The sequence below is a fragment of the Henriciella litoralis genome (assembly GCF_002088935.1).
Taxonomy (GTDB): domain Bacteria; phylum Pseudomonadota; class Alphaproteobacteria; order Caulobacterales; family Hyphomonadaceae; genus Henriciella; species Henriciella litoralis.
Genome location: NZ_NCSS01000006.1, coordinates 1,835,034 through 1,858,299 on the forward strand (window position 1 = coordinate 1,835,034; position 23,266 = coordinate 1,858,299).

A 23,266-nucleotide genomic window follows, 5' to 3' on the forward strand; every position below is an offset into this window, starting at 1 on the left:
GTCGTAGGGGGGGCGAATTCCAATTACTTCGGCGAAACAGTTATTTCCCCCAACGTAACAGGGCCGTTCACCGGCATTATGCCGATAAAATCGCGCCCAGCATTGGCGTCGCCGAGTTTATAGTCGAACGAATATTCTGACATGGTATCAGTCAGGTCGAAAGACTGCCATCCACTGTTGCCTGAACCGGCGGTGGAGTATGCTACCCGCATAGAAGAGCCAGCTTCGCCCATTGCGCGCCAGGATATCGTTACGTTCTGGCCCGCCATGTCACGAACATAGCCTGGTGGAATGATGAAGGCCGCGCCAGACGTTCTTCCGCCGGACTTATCGCCCTCTGCCGTGCCAGACACCGTGATTGTGGAATCCTCATTCAGAGCCACGCTCAAAGTATCAGGCACAAGCATCCCATCGATGCGGTCCTGATCATAGGTGATCGTGAAAGGCTTGGCGGCAGTTTCGACTTCGACGGTTTCAGCGGAAGTCGAGACCTCTGGCTCGACTTTCGGCGAGGCCTCCTGTTTGGTCGACTTGTCACCACCGAGGCCAATCTGATCACATGAGGCTAGGCCCAGGACCAGAACTCCCGTCAAAATTGCAATTCTCATACTGCATATCCTCTCAATTGATTGATCCGCCTAAGCCTTAGGTACGAATTGCTAGTGATCGATAAATCCGGCTATTTCTAGACGCTGGATGATCAAATCTGCGGCAGCTTCGGCCGTCAGCTTATCCGTTTCGATATGCAACTCTGGATCAACCGGTGCTTCATAGGGACTATCGATACCCGTGAAGTTCTTGATCTTGCCTTCACGCGCCTTCTTGTAGAGCCCCTTCACATCGCGTTTCTCGGCGAGTTCAAGTGGCGCATCGACGTGAACTTCCCAGAACTCCGTTTCATCAACCATTTGCCGAACAATACGTCGCTCGGCCCGGAAGGGTGAGATGAAGGATACCAGAACGATCAGACCTGCATCAAGCATCAGCTTGGAGACCTCACCAACGCGGCGGATATTTTCCACCCGGTCAGCATCGGTAAAGCCAAGGTCATTGTTCAGACCATGACGAACATTGTCACCGTCCAGCGAATAAGTGTGCTTGCCCATCGCCGTCAGTCGCTTTTCGACAAGGTTGGCAATCGTCGACTTGCCGGCACCAGACAGACCCGTAAACCAGAGGATCAACGGCTTCTGGCCTTTCATCGAAGCCCGCACGGCCTTGGAAACGTCCATCGATTGACGATGGATGTTGGAGGCGCGGCGCAGTGCGAAGTTCAGCAGCCCCATACCAACGGTTTCGTTGGTCATACGGTCGATCACGATGAAACCACCCATACGGCGGTTATCGTCATACGGATCAAATGCAATCTCGCGGTCAAGCGCGATGTTGCAGACACCGATTTCGTTCAACTCAAGCGTCTTGGCTGCTTCGTGGGCTCGCGTATTCACATCGATCTTGTAGCGCTGTTCCGTGATCTGGATCTGGCACTCACGGCCGCCCACTTTCATCACATAAGAGCGCCCGGGCAGCATCGCATTATCGGACATCCACAGAAGCGTGGCCTGAAACTGGTCAGACACTTCGGCAGGAGACTGGTCTGCACACAGGACGTCGCCACGTGAGATGTCGATCTCATCTTCAAGCGTCAGCGTAACGGAGTGGCCTTCAACGGCCTCTTCCATATCCCCGCCCATCGAGACAATACGGGCAACCTTGCTCGACTTTCCTGAGGGCAGCGCGCGCAGTTTGTCACCCGGCTTCACACGGCCCGACAGAATCTGACCGGCAAAACCGCGGAAATCGAGGTTCGGACGGTTGACCCACTGAACCGGCATACGGAATGCCTTATCCTGGGCGTCCGACTGGATCTCAACCGTATCCAGATATCGCATGAGCGGCGGACCATCATACCAGGGGGTACGGTCGCTTGGTTCGACGATATTGTCGCCCGCCAGAGCGGAAACCGGAATGGCCTGAACCTTGTCGAACCCAAGCGGCTCAGCAAATTCAGTATAGTCCGCGAGGATCTGGTCGTAGACCTCTTGCTTGTAGTCAACGAGATCCATCTTGTTGATACAAAGCACGACATTCTTGATGCCGAGAAGCGAAACAATGAAGCTGTGGCGCCGGGTCTGCGTCAGGATGCCCTTGCGCGCATCAATCATCACGATCGCCAGATCGGCCGTTGAGGCCCCGGTTGCCATATTGCGGGTATATTGTTCATGACCAGGAGTATCGGCCACAATATACTTACGCAGATCAGTCGAGAAGAAGCGGTAGGCAACGTCAATTGTAATGCCCTGCTCGCGCTCGGCCGCAAGACCGTCAACGAGAAGCGCAAAGTCAATCTCTTCGCCCTGCGTGCCGAACTTCTTTGACTCATTCTTCAGCGACGCAAGCTGGTCGTCGAAGATCATCTTTGACTCATAGAGCAAACGCCCGATGAGTGTTGACTTGCCATCATCGACAGAGCCGCAGGTAATAAACCGCAATAGCGACTTGTTCAGCTGGCTCTCGAGATATTCTTCAATATCGGTGAATTCTGGTGCAGCATATGCGGCCATTAGAAATAGCCCTCTTGCTTCTTCATTTCCATTGAGGCCGGGGCATCCTTATCGATCGCACGACCCTCGCGTTCGGACGTTGTGGTCCGCAGCATTTCTTCAATGATCTCGGTGACCGTCGCTGCTGAAGATTCCACGGCGCCGGTTAGCGGGTAGCAGCCGAGGGTACGGAACCGCACCTTCTTCATCATCGGCTCTTCGCCCGGCTCCAGCGGAAGTCGGTCATCATCAACCATCACCAGAATGCCGTCACGCTCAACCACCGGCCGCTCTTTTGCGAAGTAGAGCGGAACAAGTTCGATTTCTTCCTGGTAGATGTACTGCCAGATATCGAGCTCGGTCCAGTTCGATAGAGGGAATACCCGAACGCTCTCGCCCGGCTTGATCCGGGTATTATAGAGAGACCAGAGTTCAGGGCGCTGGTTCTTCGGGTCCCAGCGATGCTGCGCAGAGCGGAAGGAGAAGATGCGCTCCTTGGCGCGTGACTTTTCCTCGTCACGCCGCGCGCCGCCAATGGCTGCGTCAAACTTGTACTCGTTGAGCGCCTGCTTCAGGCCCTGCGTCTTCATGATGTCCGTGTGAACGGCCGACCCGTGCGTAAATGGTCCGACACCTTGTTCAACACCTTCCTGATTAATGTGAACCAGGAGATTCGTTTGCGGGTCGTCCTTAAGCCGATCGCGGAACTCGATCATCTGGCTGAACTTCCAGGTCGTATCGACGTGAAGCAGCGGGAAAGGGATTGGACCGGGATAAAAAGCCTTGCGGGCGAGATGCAACATGACAGAGCTGTCTTTGCCAATCGAATACATCATCACGGGGTTTTGAGCTGACGCTGCAACCTCGCGCAATATATGGATACTCTCGGCCTCTAGCCGGTCAAGATGAGTCAGTTTTGTCATAGGTGTTCCAGGATCATTTGCGCCCGCGGTCTTGGTGTCAATCGGCGTAATGGCGATCAACGTCTCTATCGTCAACAGACAGAAGGCAATTTCTTCGAGATTGCAGGGTCTTGAAGCAACAGTATTCAAAACTGGCTGCTTATGCATCACAAATAACTCAACGCCAAGCAGTTGCAGGTGTTGCGGCCAATCCTTGAACCAGATACGCGACGTCATCTTGGACAAACAGAGAGTGACCGCGGAATGACCGCTTTGCGTTTCGCCGTTTTCGGAGATAGTCGGCTGTGCGCATCGCGCTGCGAGGCGATCCGTCGGCATCCCAATGCAGAGCTCGGGCCGGTGTTTTCGGTCAGCGATGTCGAGACGGCCGGAACACGTGGCGGGAGGGACCTGATCAAACCGGACGAGGTTGACGGCGTCATTGTCGCCCTGCCCGCACATCTGGCCTATTCTGCTTCGCTTGGCTTGCTTGAAAGCGGGCTTCACGTGCTGACAGAACTGCCGGGCGCCCGCTCTGTCGAAGACATCGTGAACCTCCGCGCCGCCGAGCGCTCCAGCCGCGCCATTCTGAAATTTGGCAGCACGCTGCGCTATCATGCAAGCGTCAAAAAAGCGTCTCAGCTGGCCAGTTCAGGCGAGCTCGGCAAGTTGCTGACGGCCCGGGCGATTTACGGTCACGCCGGTCTTCCCGGTATCGATGCACGCAGTGAAGGCATACTGATCGGCCATGGCATTCACATGCTTGACCTCCTTCATCACTTTTGCGGCCCGTTCGAGACCGTTAAAGCCATGAGCGACGCCGACGCCCCGCATGATCAGAACCTTTTTGCGCTTCTGAGAACAGGCGCCAACACGATCGCGCAACTCCATTGCTCATCGACATCCTGGCGACAGACCTTCCGGCTCGAACTAGGGTTTGAAAAGGGCTATCTGTGGCTTGATGGACACCTCCCCGGCCTGCCGGGCTATGGCCCCGAAGTGCTGGTCAGCGCGAAGGCGGTGAGCGGAGAAGATGGCTCAAAGCTGCCCAATCCGGATGAAACGGTCGAAACGTTCGAAAAAGCCCTGACAGCCGAGAGTGAAATCGCTGAAATGCTCGATACGATGGAAGGTCGGCGACAAATTGAGCACGGAACCAGTCATCAGGCCTTCGACGCAATGAATATCGCCCAGCGGATTTGCGCCGCCACCGAAAGGTGGGCATAAGCTCCACCCGGACACACCGCTCCAGCTAATATTCAGGGGATAATATGAGCCTTACGCCCGAACAACTTGCCCGTATTGCGATAGACGCTGGCGCCCTCATCATGGAGATTTACTCCACAGACTTCGAAGTAGATCGCAAGGATGATGCATCGCCGGTAACCGAAGCAGATCAGAAGGCTGAAACGCTGATCCTTAAAATGCTCGCAGAGGCCGATCCAGAGCTTGATGTGATTGCCGAGGAAGCCGCCGCGTCTGGCCAAGTTCCGGAACACGGCCAACGGTTCGCGCTCGTTGATCCGCTCGACGGCACGAAAGAATTCGTCAACAAGAACGGCCAGTTCACTGTGAACATCGCGATCATCGAGCACGGAAAACCGGTCATGGGCGTCGTCTTTGCGCCTGCCCTTAATCGTATATTCATGGCGGAGTCGCCCAGCAGCGCCTGGCAGGCGGAGGTGAAGCCGGGTGAAGCGGTTCCCGCAAGTGACGCTCGACTTCCAATGCAAATTCGCAAAGCCCCAGAGGCTGGTCTGACCGCAATCGCCTCGAAATCACACCGGTCTCCGGAAACCGATGAGTTCCTTGAGAAATTCAACGTGGCCGAAATTATTTCTGCCGGCTCATCCCTGAAGCTTTGTCTGGTAGGCGCCGGCGAAGCGGACATTTATCCGCGCATGGGCCGGACAATGGAATGGGACACGGCGGCAGGCCAGGCGGTTGCAGAAGCCTCTGGCGCCCGGGTACTGACCGAAGACGGCGTGCCGCTTCGCTATGGCAAGCGCGAGCGTGGCTACGACAATCCCCACTTCATCGTCTACGGCGATGTGACACCGCTCAGCGCCTGAGCCCTAGCCATTGTCAGGCGTCGAGCGATGATTGTCGCGGCGATGCCAGTCCCAGGCGGTCTCGACGATCGTGTCGATATCGGAATTCAAGGGCTTCCAGCCCAGAATGCGCTCTGCCTTCTCCGCCGAAGCGACAAGCGATGGCGGATCACCGGGACGACGCGGGCCAGGCTGGCGTGGGACAGGCTTACCTGCAACCCGTTCGACCGCATCGGCAAGCTCAGATACAGAAACCCCCCGTCCAGTACCAAGATTGAAGACGTCGCTAGCGCCACCTGCCGCGAGATAGTCGAGCGCCCGCCAGTGCGCATCGGCCAGGTCGCTGACATGCACATAATCACGCACGGGCGTGCCGTCCCGCGTGTCGAAATCCGTGCCATTAATGGTGAATGTGAACGTTCCATCCATCGCGCCCATAATGGCGAGTGGTATGACATGCGGCTCGGGATCGTGCCGCTCGCCGATTTCACCGTGGGGGTCAGCGCCGCCAGCATTGAAGTAGCGCAGGATCACAGAGCGGATGCCATGTGCCATGCCGAAATCCTGTATCACCCGCTCCGCCATTTGTTTCGAGGCACCGTACGGATTGATCGGCTGCTGGACTGTCTCTTCAGTGATCAACTGCGGATGAATGCCATAGGTCGCGCAGGAGGACGAGAAGATGAGGTTTTGCGTTCCAGCCGCTTTCATTGCCTTCAGCAGGTTCAATGTGCCGGAAACATTGTTGTGATAGTAGAGCCCCGGATCCTTCATCGACTCTGAGATGTAGGCAAAGGCCGCAAAATGAGCCACCGCATCGGGCTTGACCCGAGCCATGACCTCGCTCAACCGGGCCTTGTCATGCAGGTCGCCCTCGATCAGCTCGCCCCAGCGCACGAAATCGCGCCAGCCGCGTGAGAGATTGTCATAGACGACAACGTCCCATCCCGCCTCTGAAAACGCCTTGCAACTATGGCTGCCGACATAGCCTGCGCCGCCGGTGACCAATACGGTTTTGCTCATCACGCCCTGCCTAGTGCTGAGGGGCCTTCCCTTCATCGGGAAGAGCCCCGGATTCCTTGTCGTCCGGCATAGAGACTTTTTCCCCAAGGTCCAAAGATCTCATGCGGCACAGAATTGAAAAAGGGCGATGCCGAAGCACCGCCCTTTCATATCTGGTCTGTTAAGGCGACAGACTAGTTGCCACCAAACCGCTTGGTCACGCTGATCTTGAACGTACGGCCGAACGGATTGTGCGTGTACGGATCATAGTTCAGGTCGAACGCGGCTGCTGGCGGATCTTCGTCCATGATATTGACCACGGAGAGGCCTAGATCTAGGCCCAGCGAGTCACTTGAATAGGTGTAGTACCCATCAAGCGTCGTCTGGCTGTCAATCGAACCATAGACACCGCCGCGGTCCGCCGCCGGACGCTCATCATCGTAAGAGTTGATGTAGCGCACCACGCCGCGCACATTGTGCGCACCGAGGCTGTAGTTGACAAAGGCGTTAGCTTTGAACTGCGGCATGGACCGGGTGAAGTTGGACCGGTTGAACTGCCCAGCATAGTCGCCGCCGCCGATCGGAACACCTTCGACGAAGTACGGGTCGACATCGTATTCAATAACGTATGTTGAATCCGCGCCGATCGTGAGCTCAGCACCATTGCCGAAATTATCCCAGACATTCTGAATCCGGAAGTCGAGACCGGACGTCTTGATGTCAGGCCCGTTGACCACGTTCACGCGGATACGGGAAATTTCGTTGGCCTGGTTGATGCCGTCGCCATTGTTGTCGGTGAACGAAATCCGGTTGAGGATATCATCGTCATCTGTCGTTGGCGTGCCAAGAGCCGCAATTGCTGCAGCGACAATGTTCGACTGCTCCTCGACAATGATTGGGTCCGAGAAGTCGAAATTGTAATAATCGACCGAAGCGGAGAAATTGCCACGTTCGAAAAGGGCACCAAGGTTGAAGCTGAAAGCACTTTCAGGTGCCAATCCGGAGTTACCGAATTGGTCAACCGCCTTGAAGGCAGAGGTTGGAGCGACGAACTGAAGTGTCGTTCCCACACCGCCGAGTTGGTTGAGCGTCGGACCTTTGAACGAGGTCTGAGCAGACCCGCGAAGCGCGAAGTAGTCATTGATCTGCCACTTGGCCGCAACTTTCGGGTCAAAGGTTGAACCAACATCGCCGCCATAGTCTTCGAACCGCGTCGCAAGCTGGATATCGAGGTTTTCGAATAGCGGAATCTGAACTTCGCCGAAGATCGCATAGATCGTCTGATCCCGATCGGTTGGCACCGTGCCCGCGAGGAATGAGAACGCGCCCGTTCCGCCCGGTCCCGGAGTGATGTTCAAATTCGTAAGAGGCGTTGGTTCACCCGTACGGGTTTCATGGCGGAGCTGGAAGCCAGCGGCCCAGCCAACAGACCCTCCAGCGGCCTGAACGCCGCTCTGTCCGGAAAAGACGGCGTCGAAGACGGTCAGTTCATTGGTGGTCGTGCCTTCAACACCGCCATCCGTCATCCAGTCAGCTAGCGTCAGAGAGTTCTCAAGCGCCGGATTGTATTGCGGGTTGGCATTGCCATTGATTGCCCCTGCCGGAATGGCATTGGAGAATGGGTTGTAGTATTCGCATGCGCCTGTACCCGCAGTGAGCGACCCTGTGTAGCCAGCCGCGAATGGCTGGGTGCCAGTTGCCGGATCCGTCCCGTCAATTGGATTGGTACAGACGCCAAAGCCTTGAAGGGCCGCCGTCAGACCTACGATGTATGTATCGTTGGTTTTCGAGTCGAGTTCAGAAGTCGAATAGCCAAGACCGAAATCATAGCTGATTCCATTGCTCCACTCGCCCTGCAGGGAACTCGCCACCCGCCAGGTTTTGTGCTTGCGGAAGCCTTCCTGTGCCCCGTAATCGGTGCCAGGAAAGCCGCCCCAACCATAGACCCGGCCAATGAACAGAGCCTGGATGGCCGTATCCAGCGCAGTACCCGGATTATCGGCGATATATTGCTGCCAGCCCGGATGGCTCGGGAACACGACCTGGTTCGTCAGAGCCTGTGGCGGATAGGATGGTGATGTCTTCCACTCCGGCACATCTGACTCGCCGTAGAGCACTTCCAGGTGGAAGTCGCCGATCGACATATCGCGATTGTACTCGGAGAAGATCTGGAACCGCTCTTCCTTCTCGATCAGATTGTCAAACTGAGTGAACTGGAAGCGGCATTGGCCGTCTGAAGCGATTTGTCCGCCAAGCGGCACACAGCCCTCATCACGAACGTTGCCAGTCACTCCAAAACCGCCACCGGGGAGCGCACCGATCGTCACGAACCGGCCCGGGTTCGACAAAGACGAATAGCCGGCCACCGGGTTTTCATCGAGCAATGGCGTCGCCCAATCTTTCTCGATCAGCCCCACTTCGGAGCGCATCTGGTAACCCGCCGACGTGACCCAGTTCCAGTTGTTGCCCTTAAGACCATAAGCAGCAGATACGGTGTAATTGCCGTCCGAGCCGTCAAACGTCTCAAACGATCCACCAACCTCAAAGCCTTCGAAATCGTCGCGCGTAATGAAGTTCACAACGCCGGCGATGGCATCGGAGCCATAAATTGCCGCCGCGCCGTCCTTCAGAACTTCGATCCGGCTGATCGCCGCGGACGGGATCATGTTGGTATCAACAAAGAGCTGCGCTTGCTCGCCAATGGCTGGCGGCGAGAAAACCTGACGCCGACCGTTGATAAGAACCAGCGTGCGAGCCGGGCCAAGGCCGCGCAGGTTGACGTTCGATGTGCCTTCCAGACCGTTTGAGGCGAACTGGTTGGTCTGACCGTCCACACCGGAAGAGACGCCGAGATTCCGGATCAGCTCCGTAACACTCGGAGACCCTTCAAGCTTCAGATCGGCGGCCGTCAGGACGTCCACGGGCAGCGCTGCATCTTCAGGTGTGCCCGCGATTGCAGACCCCGTAACCGTAACTGTTTTCTGGCGTAGTGTGGCGTCTTGCGCATGCGCAACACCAGCCGCCAGCAAGGCAACTGAAGATGTTGCGAATAGCAATCTGTTGAATGACCTCATGAATATTTCCTCCGCAGGGTTTGCCGATCCGCCTTCTTTTTTGGGACGGATTCCCTGCGCACACTGCCGTTAAGCAGTGCGAAATCAACAAACAAACAGTGCTGCATCGCAACAGATTCTTGCGAAGACTTGGAACAATATTTCAATATTGAATGTACTTTACTACATTGTTCTAGTGGTGCTTGGACCTGTGTTTCTGGCGGGGAATGGAATTTTACATGCACAATGTCTTGTTGGAGCGGGTCAAAGCTGCCATCGAACCCTTATGATCTATTCTGCAGCCCCTGAATTCCTGCCCCTGGCCGATGCCTTCGCAGACGCAGCATCGCCTGCGCATTTTCGCATGGCCGTGTTGCGTTTTCGCAACACGCGGTGGGCAAGCCGTGTAGGACTGGAAAAATTGGGCGATGAGGCGTGGTTAAATAGCTTTGCGCGCTTCGAGCCATTGAGTGAGAATCTCCCGCATCCTCTCGCCATGCGGTATCACGGCCACCAGTTCGGCGTTTACAACCCTGAACTCGGCGACGGGCGCGGCTTCCTCTTTGCCCAGCTACGTGATGACACAGGCCGCGTTCTCGACCTCGGCACAAAAGGCTCAGGCCAGACCCGGTGGTCACGAAGTGGAGATGGCCGGCTCACACTAAAAGGCGGCGTGCGTGAAGTATTGGCAGCACAATATCTTGAAGCGCATGGCGTCAAAACTTCAAAACCTTTCAGCCTGGTCGAAACGGGCGACGAATTGCAGCGCAATGATGAGCCCTCGCCCACTCGGTCTGCCGTCCTGGTTCGGCTGTCGCACAGCCATATCCGGTTCGGCACGTTCCAGCGGTCCGCCTATCTCGGCGAAACCGAGAACCTCGCCCGGCTGATCCGCCACTGCGCGGAGACGTACTACCCCGAAACGCTCGACACAGACATCACCGTCATGGCTCCGGCTCTTCTGGAGCGGATCACCGGCGAAACCGCGCGTATGATCGCCCAGTGGATGGCGACGGGCTTTGTGCATGGCGTCATGAACACCGATAATTTCAACATAACCGGCGAGAGCTTTGACTATGGGCCCTGGCGCTTTCTGCCCCATTCGGACCCGAACTTCACCGCGGCCTATTTCGACCAACAGGGCCTCTACCGTTTCGGGCGTCAGCCGACCCAAGGCCTCTGGGCGCTCCAGCAGCTGGCCTCGACCTTCACGCTGGTTTGCGACGCTGACCCGCTGACCGCCGCACTCGAAACGTATGAGACCGCTTATCAACACGCGCTCGCCGATCACAATCTGAAGCTGTTCGGCCTCAAAAGCGCAGGGGGCCTCAAATCCGATCTTATTTTCCTGCAAAGCCTCTACAACTGGATGTCAGAAACGCAGGTGCCCTGGGCGCAAGTCTTCTTTGACTGGTTCTGCGGGACTAAAAGCGCTGAACGGGCCGCCCGCAGTCCGATCGCCTCGCAGTATGAAACGCCCGGCTTTGCCCCCGTGCGCGAGGCGCTTGAGGCCCGCACGCCGGACCGTCCCGAGCGTCTCATCCACGCCTACTGGCAGCGAGAAACCCCGGTCACCCTCCTCGTCGATGACGTTGAAGGCCTCTGGGATCCGATTGCGGACAAAGACGACTGGTCAGTTTTCGAGCATACGCTCGCTGACATAGAGGCCGCGCGTCAGGCGCTCGACATCCCATTTGAAGCCCCACCAAAAGAGGCATAAGCTTCCCCTGCGACACTATTTTCCGCTGCACTGCAGCAAAAATTGTGTCAAACACCGCTCATCAATCTAGATGAAAGTGCGTGAAAAACGCCTCGGAGGGAAAAATTATGGACGGTACGGCAAGCGGTAAGGTTTCCGCAGTCATGGACAATCTGCTGGAAACGATGAACGAGGCAGTGATCAGCCTCGAAGCCTATGGTGAGGATGCCAAGGCCTCGATGAAGGCGCGTCTCGCCCCGGCCGGCAAGCCTGATCGCAAACTGCTCGACGTTCATCAGCATTCCGCCCATGGCCTCTCCTGGGTTATCACCTATGTCGAAACCCTGCGCGAAACCGCCCATTGGGCCAACCGCATGCAGGACGAAGGCAAGTTCGGCGAGATCGAACAGCTTCTCTCGCAAATCCTCTTCTCCGAATACTGCGCCCAGCTGATCGGTGGCATTCCGATGAACCAGGGCGAAATCATCCGTCCGGCCGATCTTGGCGTCACCAAGGACGGCATGGCGCGCCTGTTCGAACCGGCGGTTCAGCGCTTCCTCACCGAGGGCAAAACTTCTGAAGCCATGTCAGCGGCCGCCAGCCATCTGCCCGATGCCCTTGGCCGCGCCACCGTCGAAGAGACCGGCCTCGACGAAACGCTGACCATGATCCGCGACCAGTTCCGCCGCTTTGCGACCGAGCGCATCATGCCGCACGCCCATGAGTGGCACCTCAAGAATGAATACATCCCGATGCCTGTGGTCGAGGAGATGGCAGAACTCGGCGTGTTCGGCCTCACCATTCCGGAAGAGTTTGGCGGCCTCGGCCTGGGCAAGACTTCCATGTGCGTCGTCTCCGAAGAGCTTAGCCGCGGCTATATTGGCACCGGCTCTCTCGGCACCCGTTCCGAGATCGCCGCAGAGCTGATCCTGATTGGCGGCACCGATGCGCAGAAGGAAAAATACCTTCCCGCCATCGCCAGCGGTGAAATTCTGCCAACCGCCGTCTTCACGGAGCCGAACACCGGCTCAGACCTTGGCGCGCTGAAAACCCGCGCCGTGAAAGATGGCGACACCTACAAGATCACCGGCAACAAGACCTGGATCACCCACCCGGTCCGCGCCGACATGATGACGGTGCTCGCCCGCACTGATCCGGCCACGAACAATTTCTCTGGCCTCTCCATGTTCCTGGCTGAAAAGCCTCGCGGCACGGACGAGAACCCCTTCCCCGCTGACGGCATGACCGGCGGCGAGATTGAAGTGCTCGGCTATCGCGGCATGAAGGAATACGAGATCGGCTTCGATGCGTTCGAAGTCCCGGCTTCAAACCTTCTCGGCGAGACCGAAGGCATGGGTTTCCGCCACCTGATGGCGACCTTTGAAAGCGCCCGCATCCAGACCGCTGCCCGCGCCATTGGCGTTGGCCAGAACGCGCTGGAGCTCGGCCTCAGATACGCCCTCGACCGCCAACAATTCGGCCGCGCGATCTTTGAGTTCCCGCGCGTTTCCAACAAGCTCGTCATGATGGCGGCAGAACTGCTCGGCGTGCGCCAGCTCACCTATTATTCGGCCCGCCAGAAGGACCAGGACAAACGCTGTGACCTCGAAGCTGGCATGGCCAAACTCCTCGGCGCCCGCGTCGCATGGGCCGCGGCTGACAATGCCGTCCAGATCCATGGCGGCAACGGCTTCGCGCTGGAATACCCGGTCTCCCGCGTTCTGCAGGACGCCCGCATCCTCAACATCTTCGAAGGCGCCGGCGAAGTGCAGGCGATGGTCATCGCGCGGCGTCTGGTTGAAGGCGGGAATTAATACTCCATTCCAAGTTCTCAAAAATCAATTTATGGCTAACCTCCAACAAAAAGAGGGGAACGCCGAAATGTCTTTTGATGAACAGTTAAGCGCCTTGGTGGAAGCCGCCAAAAAACAACGTGAGCATTTGGCTACTGAAGAAGCTGTCAAAACGGCTGTCGTTTTGCGACTTTTGCAAGCGCTCCAATACAATCCCTTTGACCCTAAGGAGGTGGTCCCCGAGTTCACCGCTGATGTCGGCATTAAAAAAGGCGAAAAAGTCGACTACGCGATTTGCGTAGATGGCCAAGTGTCCATTTTGATAGAATGCAAGTCTCCGCACCTGGATCTAGATATTAAACACGCATCCCAGCTGTTTCGATATTTTGCCGTTACAGATGCGCGCTTCGCCATACTTACGAACGGGTTTCAGTGGCAGATTTTCACCGACCTGGACCAGCCCAATAAAATGGACCAGCGCCCCTTCTTACAGTTTGATATTGAACGTATCGACTCCGCTCTTTCGATGGAGCTGGGCAAGTTTCAAAAATCCAAATTCAACGTCGATAACATCCTGCGCACAGCCTCGGACTTGAAATACATATCAGCTCTAAAGAGCCAGTTCTTGGATGAGCTCGACACCCCATCCGACGAACTCGTGTCGATGCTTGGAAAAAGAGTCTATGACGGCCGTTTTACCGGAGCCGTTCATGACCAATTCAAAGGGCTAATCAAACGTAGTATCAATGAAGTCATTCAGTCCCGCGTAAAAGACCGTATTCGGAGTGCTCTGGATTTTAGCAACGACTCTGGGGCCGATGAAGACGAGGCTACGGAATCAGACGTTGTCACAACCCCTGAAGAGATGGATGGCTTCCGCACCGCTGTTGCGATCGCTGCGGCGGTTATCGATCCCGATCGAATTTTCATGCGCGATCAAAAGTCTTATTGTGGCGTATTGGTCGATGACAACAATCGAAAGCCATTAGTCAGACTGTGGTTCAACAGCGACACGACAAAGTACTTGGGTTTGTTCGATGGCGAGGCCGAAGAAAAAGTGCGGATCGACCGCGTGGTTGATATCTACAATTTTGCAGACCGAATTCGAGCATCAGCCAAAAAGTATGCCTGATTAGTTGGGTCGAGTCGTGGTGCGTCCTGGTACTGAGCCGCCGTTCTGGATCCGTACACCTGAGTTTATTTCAAAAAAAATCCCTTATTATCTGACCTCCGTCGGCATACTGACCTTTCCTCAATAGCTGCACTGGAGGGAGGTCCATGCACACTCTAAAGACAATGGCGGCGCTCACGCTGCTGGCAACAACCGCCATCGCCGCGCCAATGGCGACAGCTCAATCGCTAACCTCGCAAGAGCGGCAATACGTCAATCTGCTGGATGATGAGGAGTTCGAGAAAGCGAATTTCTACGTCAGCCAGGGACTGGTAAACCCGGCCAGTTTGTCGACGGGCAAGTCGCTGCTCTATTATCTTTTCCCTGCAAATTATGGAAATCTCGAATAGCTAGGGCAATTCGCCCGCCGTTCGCTCAGTGCTCGCCAGCCTTTGCGCCGGTGAACACAAAAGCGCGCGCGGCAATGGCTTGGTCGGTGATTTCGGGTAGGGGCGGCGCTGCATCTGCTCTCGCCCGCGCGCCGGTATATACAAACGCATCGGCGCGAATGAACTGATCCATGACTTCAGGCGGAGGCGGCGGAGTTCGCTCGCTCGCCTTCGCGCCGGAATAGACATAAGGCGCGGTCCTCACGGCTTGATCGACCGGCTCCTGCGCGCCAGCAATGGGTGCGACCAGCAGGCCCACCGCAATGAAGTAGCCGTAGCGCATTAGTTCGGGTCTTTCCGAAAGAGCGGCGACGTTGGCAATTTCGAAGGCGGCTTGATCTTCGATGGGTCGATATTCGTATTGGCTTTTGCCGGGGCTGGCATCGCCGAGGATGAGCCTGTCGCGGGCACAAGAATATCCCCGCCGACATAGCCATTTCCGGTGCCGCGAACCGCCGCCGGGTAGCTCAGATTGTTCGCCTCGTCACGGGCGACATTGTTTCCATTATAGTCAGGCCCGCCCATGCCAAGGCGCGGCTCGCAGCGGTAGTTTCCCCGTGCGCCGGGTAGGAGCAGCTTCTCCACATCGCTGTAGGGAACCGGAATGTCGAGCGACATGGTCCCGCTGACATCACGGTAGCCATCCGCACTCAGCGGGTTTGTATTCACCATGATCACGACATTCTCGATATGATTGGTGAAAGACAGCGTGGCTCCGCCCTCGTCGCGCGGTACGCCGATACTGATGCGGCAATGATAGCCGAAGGTCGTGACGTCCGGGTCCAGATCATTGAGCTGGTAGGGAAGCGTCAGGGCAAAGATAACCTCACCATCAGGGCTCGGATCGGGGCTTAGATCCAGCCTGATATCCTGGCCAGTGGCAGGCATGGCAAGGGCGGCGGCAAGCACGCCAAGCGTGAGGGCTGGTTTCATTTTGAAGCTCCCGGTACCAGCTATATGGCTTGCCAGTATACCAGCGAATGGCGACAGCGCAAAAAGCCAGCAGGCCCGGCGGCGCGCACCAACGCCAAAATCGCCACGCGGGACCCCGCTGGCGTTTCGCATGAATTCCGCTGCCAAAGATGACAGGGCCGGGCGCGTCTTGAATGGACGCTGATGGGAGTGCCAGCCTTTCGGCCAGCGATATAAGCGCCTGTTCCAGACGCGCCCGCGAAACCTTGCCCCTACGCATCATACGCAAGGCCGCCGAGAGACCGTCCGTGGGAGAGCTGTCGCCCACGGGTGCTTACTACAGGCGCCGGACCACATTGGCAGGCTTCGTTAAACCCTGCCCGCAGCGACCGGTCGTTTCCGCGCCTCACCTCCACCCGGCCGGTCCGGACCGCCCTGTCAGAAGATGAGGTGAGAGCGGTTATAGACGGGGCGCACGGGTGTGGGATGGATTTGTTAGAGACGATCCGCGGAGAACCGCGGGAGAGGAAGCGAAGCTCGACCTCAATAATGCGGCGGCGGCCGGTTTACAGGCGCAGCATCGCCGCTCGACTGTTCGCTGTCAGCCACGCGTTCCGCCAGCCGCAAAACCTGCCGCTCCAGCCGCTCGATCAGCTTCCATTGCGCCGTGATCGCGTCATTCAGGTCCTCGATCGTCTGGTCCTGATGGGCGATGCGGATTTCAAGCTCGTCGAGGCGGGAGGGGGCGGTTGTGTCTGACATGGTGTGCGCCTTAGCGGGGGCGGTGGAGGGAGGCAATATTTTAGCGCCGCTCATTCCCGGCATCCTTCGACTTCGCTCAGGATGAGGGGCCGGCATCTCGTGTGGCGAGATCGTCTTTGTCTGCATGAGATCCCCTCCCCCTCATCCTGAGCGAAGTCGAAGGACGAGGGGGAGGGGATGAGAGGAAAAACTGCAAAGGCGGTTCATCTCACCCCTCAACCCGCGCCAGCACCAACTGCGAAGGATGGTCGCCGCCCTCGCCGTCGCGATAGATTTCGCTGCGGATGAGCGCTCCATCCTCACCGAGCGCCAGAGAGAGGCTGTGCTGGTGCTGCTCGCTCGCGGGGTCAAAATCCGTCACATCGCGAAAGGTTAAGCTGGCAAGGCCGTCCCCACCTGGCACCAGCGTCATGCGCGGCTGGTTGCCCTGCGGGCAGTAATGGGTCGCCATCAGCGTGTCGCCGTCGCGGTGATAGAGGGTGAGCGAGTGGGGCGCGCCCTCAAACGTCCATTCCTCGACCAGCACAGAGCCGCGCGCCGTCGTGCTGAACACGATGCGCAGGCCATGCTCCGGCTGCTCGGCGAGCTGCCAGGTGCCGTCCAGCGTCTTCAGTGCGTCGAATGCGGCTGCGGCGGGGTCGGGCGTTGCGGCCTCCTGCTGGGCAGGCTCTGCCGCAGGCGAGGTCTCAGCCAGTCCCGGCGCCGCACCAAGCGCGATGATGGCCACCAGCGCAGCCGCGCGCGCCAATCGGCGCCCTGCGTTCAATTCCAGGTCTGTCACATCCCCTCCCCTTCGGCCTCTGCGCCGGGTGTCTTCAGATACGGAAGAAGCTGCCGCGTCAGAGCGGCGCTGTCCAGCGGGATGAATGAACGCGGCCCCCGACGCCCGCAGATACCTGCGCAGGCAGGTATCCATGACCTGACCATGGGGGGGAGCAGCTTTGGGGAATAGATGAGGAAACGGGCAAGTTGATTTGGCGAGAGTGCCGGAATAACTAAAATAGAACGAAAACGAGGGGAGCGACCTTGTGGCCACTTATAAGCAGATTCAGGATCACACGCGGCGCGAAGATGGGTACGTTCCAAAAACATGTTGGATCGCCCACGTGATGGGCGATCATGGCTTGACGCGACGGATCGCGCCAAATCGTCAGTCGGTGGATGGTCGAACCAACCCATGCCCGCCCGATAAGAAACCGTCGATCGAGCAAACGCTCAAACATTTCGGGATGCTGTGATCCGCTCTTCAGTTGGTCGCTTCAAGCCCTCAACAAGTCAGCCTCCAGAACAAGCGCAGTGCGTGTCCGATCCTCTTTTTCCAGTCAAGGGCGCTTCGCGTCCGGAGGATTACACCCTTGACTGGAAAAAGAGGATCGAAAGAGGCTAGCTTTGGCCAAATGGCAGAACCTGCCATGTGGCCTGAATGTTCAACACAAAACTCTCCCCAAACAAGAACAGATCGGTCCAGCGCAACGCTCAGATAGCGCTAACCTATTTTTGCATTTGACCTGGCTTCATCAAGAAACTCAATGTGGTCAGAACAGAGTTCTTCGACTTCCTCGTCGTCAAATTCGTATTCAAAATACACGTCCGCCCAGTCAATTCGAATTCCCGACCTGTACGACTTAGGCCCAAAGGTTTCGCGGTCGAACAAAACCGCCAAGCCATGATGAGCAACATGAGAAAATGGATCGCCAGACTTCCGTAGTTCCGCAATTCCCAATCTCCAACTTTCGTTACACAAAATTGTGGCACGCGTACGGACGGGCCACAGAACATTGGCAACTGATAGCGAAAGTGCTTCTGGAATTGGGGCGCCCACTTCAGCTGCGTGACAGCCGATCAGCTTTTCAAAATATTTACGATAATCTTTTCCAAGCGGAGATAGTGGTTGGTTCCAAGGCCACATGTTTACGATTTCGTTCGGATCCGCACCATCCGTCATTATTGCTCTTAAATCCTCGGAGAACTGCGAATACGCGTCGTCATAATGCTTAGAAACGTTCGTGTTGCATCTGTGACAGATAGATTTTTGGAATTTAGCATTTTTGGACTTAGGGCTATTCATGTATTGAGGACGCTGTGCGCTCCAGTCCTCTCCAACGAACTTAGCCATCTGGTCGCTGCCAAACGATGCCTTTAGGTCTGATGCTTTGAATTTGTGTTCACCGGTTAACGGGCCGCGTTCACGGCAAATCCAGCACTCATCCTCATGCCGCAAAAAGAATAGTTTTTCTTTTGAAATAGTCAGAGCTTTCTGGTCCTGTGATAGAATGCATATCTACTACAACCCGTGAATGAGCGCCTTTTCTTTTTGCCTTTTCGTGCATCTCTCCTTTTCATCGGATAACCGCGCTCTTCGCCTTCATCCCTTCCTCGGCCTCTTTGGCCTGTTTCTCCAGGTCAGCCTTCTCATTATCCGTCATGCCGGCCGCATAGTCGCGCACTTCGGCGGTGATCTTCATGGAGCAGAATTTCGGGCCGCACATGGAGCAGAAATGGGCGACCTTGTGGGCGTTTTTCGGTGAGGTCTTGTCTTTGTGGTGCGGGCGACACATAGGGGCAGGCGGGGTGTAATCGGAAAGGCGTTTCGTATTGCTTTTGTCAATTCATGTTGGCCTGCCAAAATGCGGCTCTACCACGATCCAGCATGTTCTGGGTGGCATGAGGGAGGAGCTGGCGAGGCGTGGCATTCACTATCCGGCATCTTTCCGACCGAACTTTGAAGCCGCCAATACGCTGATCAATAATCAATGGTCTGCAGGGAATATCGGCGTCGACGACATCGTGGCCGAGGCGCGGGAGGCCAACGCAAGACATTGTCTGATTTCAAGCGAATTCATCACGATCAACATGCAAGCGTTCGCACCTGAAACCCTGGTTGGTGCCCGGAAGTGGCTCAGCGACAATGACGTGACGTTGCACCTTATACAGGTGTCACGATCCCGGGACAGATTCATGGAGTCGATATACCGGCAAAGTATAACCAATGGCGCCGGCCATTCATCGACATATTATGATATGGACCTCTCCGTCTACGAACAGGCTCACTCATCCGGCATGCGCATGCTGTCGAAATACCTGCAGCCGGAAGGGGTCTTCCGTTACCAGCTGGAAGATCAAAACTGGCTCGGGGCCATGTTCGGAGATCTTGGCGTTTCTTTGCCAAAGACCGTTCCAAGAACCAACAGGTCCGCCCCGGATGTCGCCATTGAAGCGCTGCGTCAATTCTGCGCAATGGGTGATGCGGCGCCGTCCCGGGTTTTTTTCGTCAGGCTGTTGCAGCTGGCTGTGGGCCGCGCAAATAGCAGTCTCTGGCGTCAGGCATGCAGCCGCCCAATGCACGACGCACGGGTGTTGACGGAAGAGTTCATCGCTGCGCTTTCCTTCACCCCGAATCCGCCTCTGTCGTATACAGAGAGCGAATTCAATGCGTTCAAGGACCAGTTAGCCCGTCTTCTGGCGGCTCACCGCCGCGCAATTCACGGCGCTCCGCGAAGATTCGTGAACGTATTCGAAGACATGCACCCGGTGTGACTATTCCCCGAAAACGTAAATCTCGCCGCCCTTGTCCATAAACTCTCGGCTCTTCTCTTCCACGCCTTTACGCGCCTCTGCAGCCTGTTTCTCAAGGTCGGCCTTTTCATTGTCGGTCATGCCGGTCGTGTAATCCCGCACCTTTGCGGTGATCTTCATCGACCAAAATTCCGGGTTGAACGCACCTAGTCGATGATCGGCGTTGTCCGCAGGAATTCGCAAAACGCCTCCGTGTCCTCGCTGCTCTCCCCGCCTGCCTGTTCAGCGAGGGCCTTCTGGCGGAGGATGTAGCCTTGGATCACATTCAGTCGGTTGAAATAGGCCATGCCGAGTTCACTAGTGTCGAATCCGATTTTGCGACCTTCTGAAGACGAGCTTTCGATCCATTCCGGTATCATCGTCCTCATATCTGTTAATCTTGCTTCGGCGGCTTCAGCGGTGAAGTCTTCCTCATGATAGCGATAGTCCGGCTCCATCTGGAATTCGGACGTATCGCATAGGGCCGGGCCAGGCAGTTCCAGCGCCTCAATCATGTGGGGCGAAAGCGTAGACACGCGCATGTCGGAGCAATGGTCGGCCATGAAGCTGCCGCCTTGCTGCCGCGCCATGACGAGAAATGTCTCGCCCGCATGGAAATACGGGCCGCAACGGACCCAGCCCTGATCGTATCGGTGATAGATATCGAGCGTTGTGGCCGCCTCACCCTTGTGCATCTCTACCACCTCGAAGCGCGTCACGCCGAGCAGCTCCCCATCCTCGTTTTGTCGGTTCGCGTCTTCGATCGATATCGCTGTTCCAGTAAAGACAAGGTCGGCGCGTGCGATAGCCTCGCGCGCATGCGAAACCGACTTGTAAACCACGCAGCGGCAGGCTTCGGCAGGCAACGCGATCGCGACGAGAGCCGCAAGGCACGCTGCAATAGCCCTGAAACAAATACTCATTCTGATTTCTGCCCCAAGTCCTCCAAGGCAGTCATTAAACCACTTTGATGCGCTTTCGAATAGACCGCAGGCCAAGACGAACAGGAGCAGGTCTCCGGCAGCCCTGATTCTTCCATAAACGTGAGGATGAGGTATTGGCGACCCGGTGACAAAACCGCGCTGCACATACCGCCGCTTCTGGTTTCATGCAGAACCCGGACGTTTTTTATCGGCGCGCCGAAAAAAAGTCGGTCAATTCTAAACACGGTCTGATCCGCAAAATCGCCGTTCAACATCCGACCGGGTCGTCGAGCAGGCGCGCCGCGCCCCAGACCGCTGCAGCGGTCCAGAGGGCGGCGGCGAGGCCGAGGGCGAGAAGCGCCCTTGAAAGGAAAAAGAGGATCGAAAGAGGCTGGCTATGGCCAAATGGCACTTCGTAGCGCCCGGAAATCAGTCCAGTGGACTGATTTCAGCGGAGAAGGCCACGGCAGTGGCTTGCCATTTGGCCTGAATGTACTTGAGGATACCGCTCCAGCCGCTCAATCAGTTTCCACTGCGCGTTGATAGCCGCGATGAGGTCCTCAATCGTCTGATCCTAATGGAAGGCGCGCATTTCGAGCTCATCGATGCAGGAGGCGGCGATGGATGTGTCTGACGTGGTGCGAGCAATAAGCGCTGGGCGTGGGGAAGGCAATTCTCACGTTGGCTTAAGCCCACATTTGAACGCATCACAGCAATTCAGCAAATCTCGCGCTCGGCAACTTACTCACGCACGCTGCTTTTTCTCGGGAAGAGAATTGATCAGTCGGTCACGCATTTCGAAAAAACGTGAATCGCGCACAATATGAGAACTTCCGCTATCTTTCTTTATTGAAGCGCTTTTCGACTCAATCACAAACAGAAAATTGCTTTGCCCAGAATCAGCATTTTTCTTTTTCGTCATTTTTTCATTCCCCGAGTTCGATGTCCTTAATATACTCAGTTATGCGTTTTTCCAACGTCGAAAACGCGTCTAGGTTCACCGCATCAGCTGGCATCGCTTCGGATCGATTCACTGTTTTGAATGCACCATCTTTCTTAACGTCTTCTTGTCGCACAAACACGGCGTAATATCGCACCGGCCCAACACCCTGAAACGGTTCAAGAATTACTTTGCTTGAATCGCCGCCACCCTCGGACACGGCCAAATTCTCCAGCGCGTCGGCATGAAGTTCCATAGCTAAACTTTTAGGATAGGGCTCGATATACACCACTCTCTTGATGCCCGCAAACACGATATGACGGGCGCAGTTGTGGCATGGAAATGTAGTCACAAACAAAGTTGAGCCTGCCAAATTTCTTGAACCGTTCCGCGCGACATCGACAATAGCTGCCATTTCTGCGTGAACCGAACGACTAAACTCACTCAAAGATTTAATTCGCGTCTTTGATAGCTCAGATTTGAAATTATCTAGCTTGTCAGTCGGCAAACCATTTGCTTGCGCTGCCAAAATGACATCGTTGAACAAGTTCTCTTTGTATTCATCGTTTCGGCACTTTTCCGATCCAGATTTGAAGCAGCGTTTATCGAGATTGGTGTTGAAATCGGGATAGGTGCCACCGCCAAATTTTGGCACCTCGTTCCATCCTGTGCCGATCGTGGAGTCAGATTGATCTCGAATTACGGCGCCTACTTGCCGACTAAGACATGCTGACGAAGCCGCCGCCTGTTGGGCAGCTGCCATTCCGCTTTCATCCGCTTCAGGTGTTATTAAGGTAGTCGAAAATATGACCTCGAGGAGTCTTTCGAGAGACCCCTTTAGCTTTGATTTTTCATCACTGTTGTTATTTAAAAAATAGTCGCTCAGTATGAACGTATCACGTACGTCCTGCCCATGGTCGGGCCCCTCATGTTCATCGATCGAAATAACTTTCTTAATTTCGAGCTCACTTACACCCATCTTTTTAAGACGAATTTCACGCACATTCTCATTTGCAAACACGCCCACCAACCAAAAAGCGCTGCCATACACAGCCCGGAGGAGCTCAGCCTCAGATTCGTTCTTAATTGAATCGATTACATGAACCACGCGCCGCGATTTTGGATTCGAAAATTCTTCATCTTCGTAACCGTCGTTACCTCGTCCGACGGCGATAAGCTCAATCACCTTTGCGGCCAGGTACCCAGCCCCAAATTTTTCTCGCAACTCGCTGCCAATTTTTTGAAGATCTTTGATACGCTGGTCACCAGCATCTGCCACATCGCCCTGAAATGAAGTGTGCTTTTTTGATTCTTTTATTATGTCGCTTATTTTGTAGTGTGTCGGTGTGTAGCCGTAATGATCATGCATTAGACCAGCGATTATGTCTTTGGATGTGGATACTCCAGCGCCCACCGCACCTATGAACCCGATAACCAGTTCAGGGGTTTGACGCCTTTTCATTAGGTCGACAGCTTCGTCTCCCGATTGCTGCACCCGACCCTTGATTAAGTTCTGAACTTTTGGAGCAGCCAACCTCACCTCCCGAATATTTCGAGAAATTTAGAAAGTT

The 23,266-nt window shown here is 56.0% G+C and carries 22 protein-coding genes and 1 pseudogene; 7 read left to right on the forward strand and 16 right to left on the reverse strand.

Translation table 11 applies throughout. The annotated features are described in order from the left end of the window. Positions 1-23: 23 nt before the first annotated feature. From B8783_RS12410 to cysD, 3 genes are read right to left on the reverse strand one after another with little or no spacing between them, the layout of a single operon-like run. Positions 24-608: a hypothetical protein gene (locus B8783_RS12410; protein ID WP_084420430.1), complete on the reverse strand. Its 585-nt coding sequence runs from the start codon at positions 606-608 to the stop codon at positions 24-26. Between the two features lie 51 nt (positions 609-659). After that, complete coding sequence (gene cysN, locus B8783_RS12415) at positions 660-2,564, reverse strand: sulfate adenylyltransferase subunit CysN (protein ID WP_084420431.1); 1,905 nt, start codon at positions 2,562-2,564, stop codon at positions 660-662. Then, positions 2,564-3,466, reverse strand: coding sequence for a sulfate adenylyltransferase subunit CysD (cysD, locus tag B8783_RS12420; RefSeq protein ID WP_084422085.1), 903 nt, complete (start codon positions 3,464-3,466; stop codon positions 2,564-2,566). Before cysD ends, cysN begins: the two co-directional genes overlap by 1 nt. A gap of 243 nt (positions 3,467-3,709) precedes the next feature. On the opposite strand from cysD, the gene B8783_RS12425 reads away from it, so the two are divergent. Continuing rightward, positions 3,710-4,672: a Gfo/Idh/MocA family protein gene (locus tag B8783_RS12425; RefSeq protein WP_084420432.1), complete on the forward strand. Its 963-nt coding sequence runs from the start codon at positions 3,710-3,712 to the stop codon at positions 4,670-4,672. A gap of 44 nt (positions 4,673-4,716) precedes the next feature. Further along, positions 4,717-5,517 carry a 3'(2'),5'-bisphosphate nucleotidase CysQ gene (gene cysQ / locus B8783_RS12430; RefSeq protein ID WP_084420433.1) on the forward strand — a complete coding sequence of 267 codons (801 nt, stop codon included), beginning with the start codon at positions 4,717-4,719 and terminating at the stop codon, positions 5,515-5,517. Positions 5,518-5,520: 3 nt separating this feature from the next. On the opposite strand, the gene galE is transcribed toward cysQ, so the two are convergent. Together galE and B8783_RS12440 are read right to left on the reverse strand one after the other, a co-directional pair. Next, entirely contained in the window at positions 5,521-6,519 is a 999-nt protein-coding gene (gene galE, locus B8783_RS12435; protein WP_084420434.1) for a UDP-glucose 4-epimerase GalE, read from the reverse strand. 173 nt (positions 6,520-6,692) lie between these two features. Beyond that, complete coding sequence (locus B8783_RS12440; RefSeq protein ID WP_084420435.1) at positions 6,693-9,572, reverse strand: TonB-dependent receptor domain-containing protein; 2,880 nt, start codon at positions 9,570-9,572, stop codon at positions 6,693-6,695. 265 nt (positions 9,573-9,837) lie between these two features. On the opposite strand from B8783_RS12440, the gene B8783_RS12445 reads away from it, so the two are divergent. The 4 genes from B8783_RS12445 (at position 9,838) to B8783_RS12460 (ending at position 14,564) form a co-directional block, all read left to right on the forward strand. Beyond that, positions 9,838-11,271, forward strand: a complete 1,434-nt coding sequence (locus B8783_RS12445; protein WP_084420436.1) for a protein adenylyltransferase SelO family protein — start codon at positions 9,838-9,840, stop codon at positions 11,269-11,271. 107 nt (positions 11,272-11,378) lie between these two features. After that, positions 11,379-13,064 carry an acyl-CoA dehydrogenase family protein gene (locus B8783_RS12450; protein WP_084420437.1) on the forward strand — a complete coding sequence of 562 codons (1,686 nt, stop codon included), beginning with the start codon at positions 11,379-11,381 and terminating at the stop codon, positions 13,062-13,064. A 67-nt stretch (positions 13,065-13,131) separates the two neighbouring features. Next, positions 13,132-14,175, forward strand: coding sequence for a type I restriction endonuclease (locus B8783_RS12455; protein WP_084422086.1), 1,044 nt, complete (start codon positions 13,132-13,134; stop codon positions 14,173-14,175). Between the two features lie 146 nt (positions 14,176-14,321). Further along, positions 14,322-14,564 carry a hypothetical protein gene (locus B8783_RS12460; protein WP_139792357.1) on the forward strand — a complete coding sequence of 81 codons (243 nt, stop codon included), beginning with the start codon at positions 14,322-14,324 and terminating at the stop codon, positions 14,562-14,564. 25 nt (positions 14,565-14,589) lie between these two features. On the opposite strand, the gene B8783_RS12465 is transcribed toward B8783_RS12460, so the two are convergent. The 6 genes and pseudogenes from B8783_RS12465 to B8783_RS18770 all read right to left on the reverse strand — a co-directional run. Beyond that, positions 14,590-14,886, reverse strand: coding sequence for a hypothetical protein (locus B8783_RS12465; RefSeq protein WP_084420439.1), 297 nt, complete (start codon positions 14,884-14,886; stop codon positions 14,590-14,592). Next, entirely contained in the window at positions 14,886-15,536 is a 651-nt protein-coding gene (locus B8783_RS12470) for a hypothetical protein (protein WP_139792358.1), read from the reverse strand. Before B8783_RS12470 ends, B8783_RS12465 begins: the two co-directional genes overlap by 1 nt. 522 nt (positions 15,537-16,058) lie before the next feature. Then, on the reverse strand, positions 16,059-16,277 hold the full coding sequence (locus tag B8783_RS12475; RefSeq protein WP_084420441.1) for a SlyX family protein: 219 nt from the start codon (positions 16,275-16,277) through the stop codon (positions 16,059-16,061). Positions 16,278-16,485: 208 nt separating this feature from the next. Further along, positions 16,486-17,058, reverse strand: a complete 573-nt coding sequence (locus B8783_RS12480; protein ID WP_139792359.1) for a hypothetical protein — start codon at positions 17,056-17,058, stop codon at positions 16,486-16,488. Positions 17,059-17,763: 705 nt separating this feature from the next. Beyond that, a complete protein-coding gene (locus B8783_RS12490; protein ID WP_084420444.1) occupies positions 17,764-18,393 on the reverse strand; it encodes a hypothetical protein in 630 nt (209 codons plus the stop codon). 223 nt (positions 18,394-18,616) lie between these two features. Further along, positions 18,617-18,814, reverse strand: a pseudogene (locus B8783_RS18770) (phosphomethylpyrimidine synthase ThiC); the annotation flags it as partial. 58 nt (positions 18,815-18,872) lie between these two features. On the opposite strand from B8783_RS18770, the gene B8783_RS12500 reads away from it, so the two are divergent. Further along, positions 18,873-19,814 (forward strand): hypothetical protein, encoded by a 942-nt coding sequence (locus tag B8783_RS12500; RefSeq protein WP_084420445.1) that lies wholly within the window; start codon positions 18,873-18,875, stop codon positions 19,812-19,814. Here B8783_RS12500 and B8783_RS18375 read toward each other — a convergent pair whose 3' ends face one another. From B8783_RS18375 to B8783_RS12510, 5 genes are all read right to left on the reverse strand, one after another. Then, positions 19,815-19,973, reverse strand: a complete 159-nt coding sequence (locus tag B8783_RS18375; protein WP_169711694.1) for a hypothetical protein — start codon at positions 19,971-19,973, stop codon at positions 19,815-19,817. A 26-nt stretch (positions 19,974-19,999) separates the two neighbouring features. Further along, on the reverse strand, positions 20,000-20,755 hold the full coding sequence (locus B8783_RS12505) for a hypothetical protein (protein ID WP_084420446.1): 756 nt from the start codon (positions 20,753-20,755) through the stop codon (positions 20,000-20,002). 268 nt (positions 20,756-21,023) lie between these two features. Then, positions 21,024-21,167, reverse strand: coding sequence for a hypothetical protein (locus tag B8783_RS18520; protein ID WP_169711788.1), 144 nt, complete (start codon positions 21,165-21,167; stop codon positions 21,024-21,026). Between the two features lie 333 nt (positions 21,168-21,500). After that, a complete protein-coding gene (locus B8783_RS18525) occupies positions 21,501-21,677 on the reverse strand; it encodes a hypothetical protein (RefSeq protein ID WP_169711789.1) in 177 nt (58 codons plus the stop codon). Between the two features lie 4 nt (positions 21,678-21,681). Beyond that, the gene (locus B8783_RS12510) at positions 21,682-23,229 is read right to left on the reverse strand and encodes an anti-phage dCTP deaminase (protein WP_084420447.1); all 1,548 of its coding nucleotides are present in this window, start codon (positions 23,227-23,229) and stop codon (positions 21,682-21,684) included. Positions 23,230-23,266 lie beyond the last annotated feature (37 nt).

Bases quoted from the DNA above. Each gene is read 5' to 3' on its own strand.
- B8783_RS12410 (WP_084420430.1), bottom strand. From the start codon at position 608: ATGAGAATTGCAATTTTGACGGGAGTTCTGGTCCTGGGCCTAGCCTCA.
- cysN (WP_084420431.1), bottom strand. From the start codon at position 2,564: ATGGCCGCATATGCTGCACCAGAATTCACCGATATTGAAGAATATCTC.
- cysD (WP_084422085.1), bottom strand. From the start codon at position 3,466: ATGACAAAACTGACTCATCTTGACCGGCTAGAGGCCGAGAGTATCCAT.
- B8783_RS12425 (WP_084420432.1), top strand. From the start codon at position 3,710: ATGACCGCTTTGCGTTTCGCCGTTTTCGGAGATAGTCGGCTGTGCGCA.
- cysQ (WP_084420433.1), top strand. From the start codon at position 4,717: ATGAGCCTTACGCCCGAACAACTTGCCCGTATTGCGATAGACGCTGGC.
- galE (WP_084420434.1), bottom strand. From the start codon at position 6,519: ATGAGCAAAACCGTATTGGTCACCGGCGGCGCAGGCTATGTCGGCAGC.
- B8783_RS12440 (WP_084420435.1), bottom strand. From the start codon at position 9,572: ATGAGGTCATTCAACAGATTGCTATTCGCAACATCTTCAGTTGCCTTG.
- B8783_RS12445 (WP_084420436.1), top strand. From the start codon at position 9,838: ATGATCTATTCTGCAGCCCCTGAATTCCTGCCCCTGGCCGATGCCTTC.
- B8783_RS12450 (WP_084420437.1), top strand. From the start codon at position 11,379: ATGGACGGTACGGCAAGCGGTAAGGTTTCCGCAGTCATGGACAATCTG.
- B8783_RS12455 (WP_084422086.1), top strand. From the start codon at position 13,132: ATGTCTTTTGATGAACAGTTAAGCGCCTTGGTGGAAGCCGCCAAAAAA.
- B8783_RS12460 (WP_139792357.1), top strand. From the start codon at position 14,322: ATGCACACTCTAAAGACAATGGCGGCGCTCACGCTGCTGGCAACAACC.
- B8783_RS12465 (WP_084420439.1), bottom strand. From the start codon at position 14,886: ATGCGCTACGGCTACTTCATTGCGGTGGGCCTGCTGGTCGCACCCATT.
- B8783_RS12470 (WP_139792358.1), bottom strand. From the start codon at position 15,536: ATGAAACCAGCCCTCACGCTTGGCGTGCTTGCCGCCGCCCTTGCCATG.
- B8783_RS12475 (WP_084420441.1), bottom strand. From the start codon at position 16,277: ATGTCAGACACAACCGCCCCCTCCCGCCTCGACGAGCTTGAAATCCGC.
- B8783_RS12490 (WP_084420444.1), bottom strand. From the start codon at position 18,393: ATGGCTAAGTTCGTTGGAGAGGACTGGAGCGCACAGCGTCCTCAATAC.
- B8783_RS18375 (WP_169711694.1), bottom strand. From the start codon at position 19,973: ATGAAGATCACCGCAAAGGTGCGGGATTACACGACCGGCATGACCGAC.
- B8783_RS12505 (WP_084420446.1), bottom strand. From the start codon at position 20,755: ATGAGTATTTGTTTCAGGGCTATTGCAGCGTGCCTTGCGGCTCTCGTC.
- B8783_RS18525 (WP_169711789.1), bottom strand. From the start codon at position 21,677: ATGACGAAAAAGAAAAATGCTGATTCTGGGCAAAGCAATTTTCTGTTT.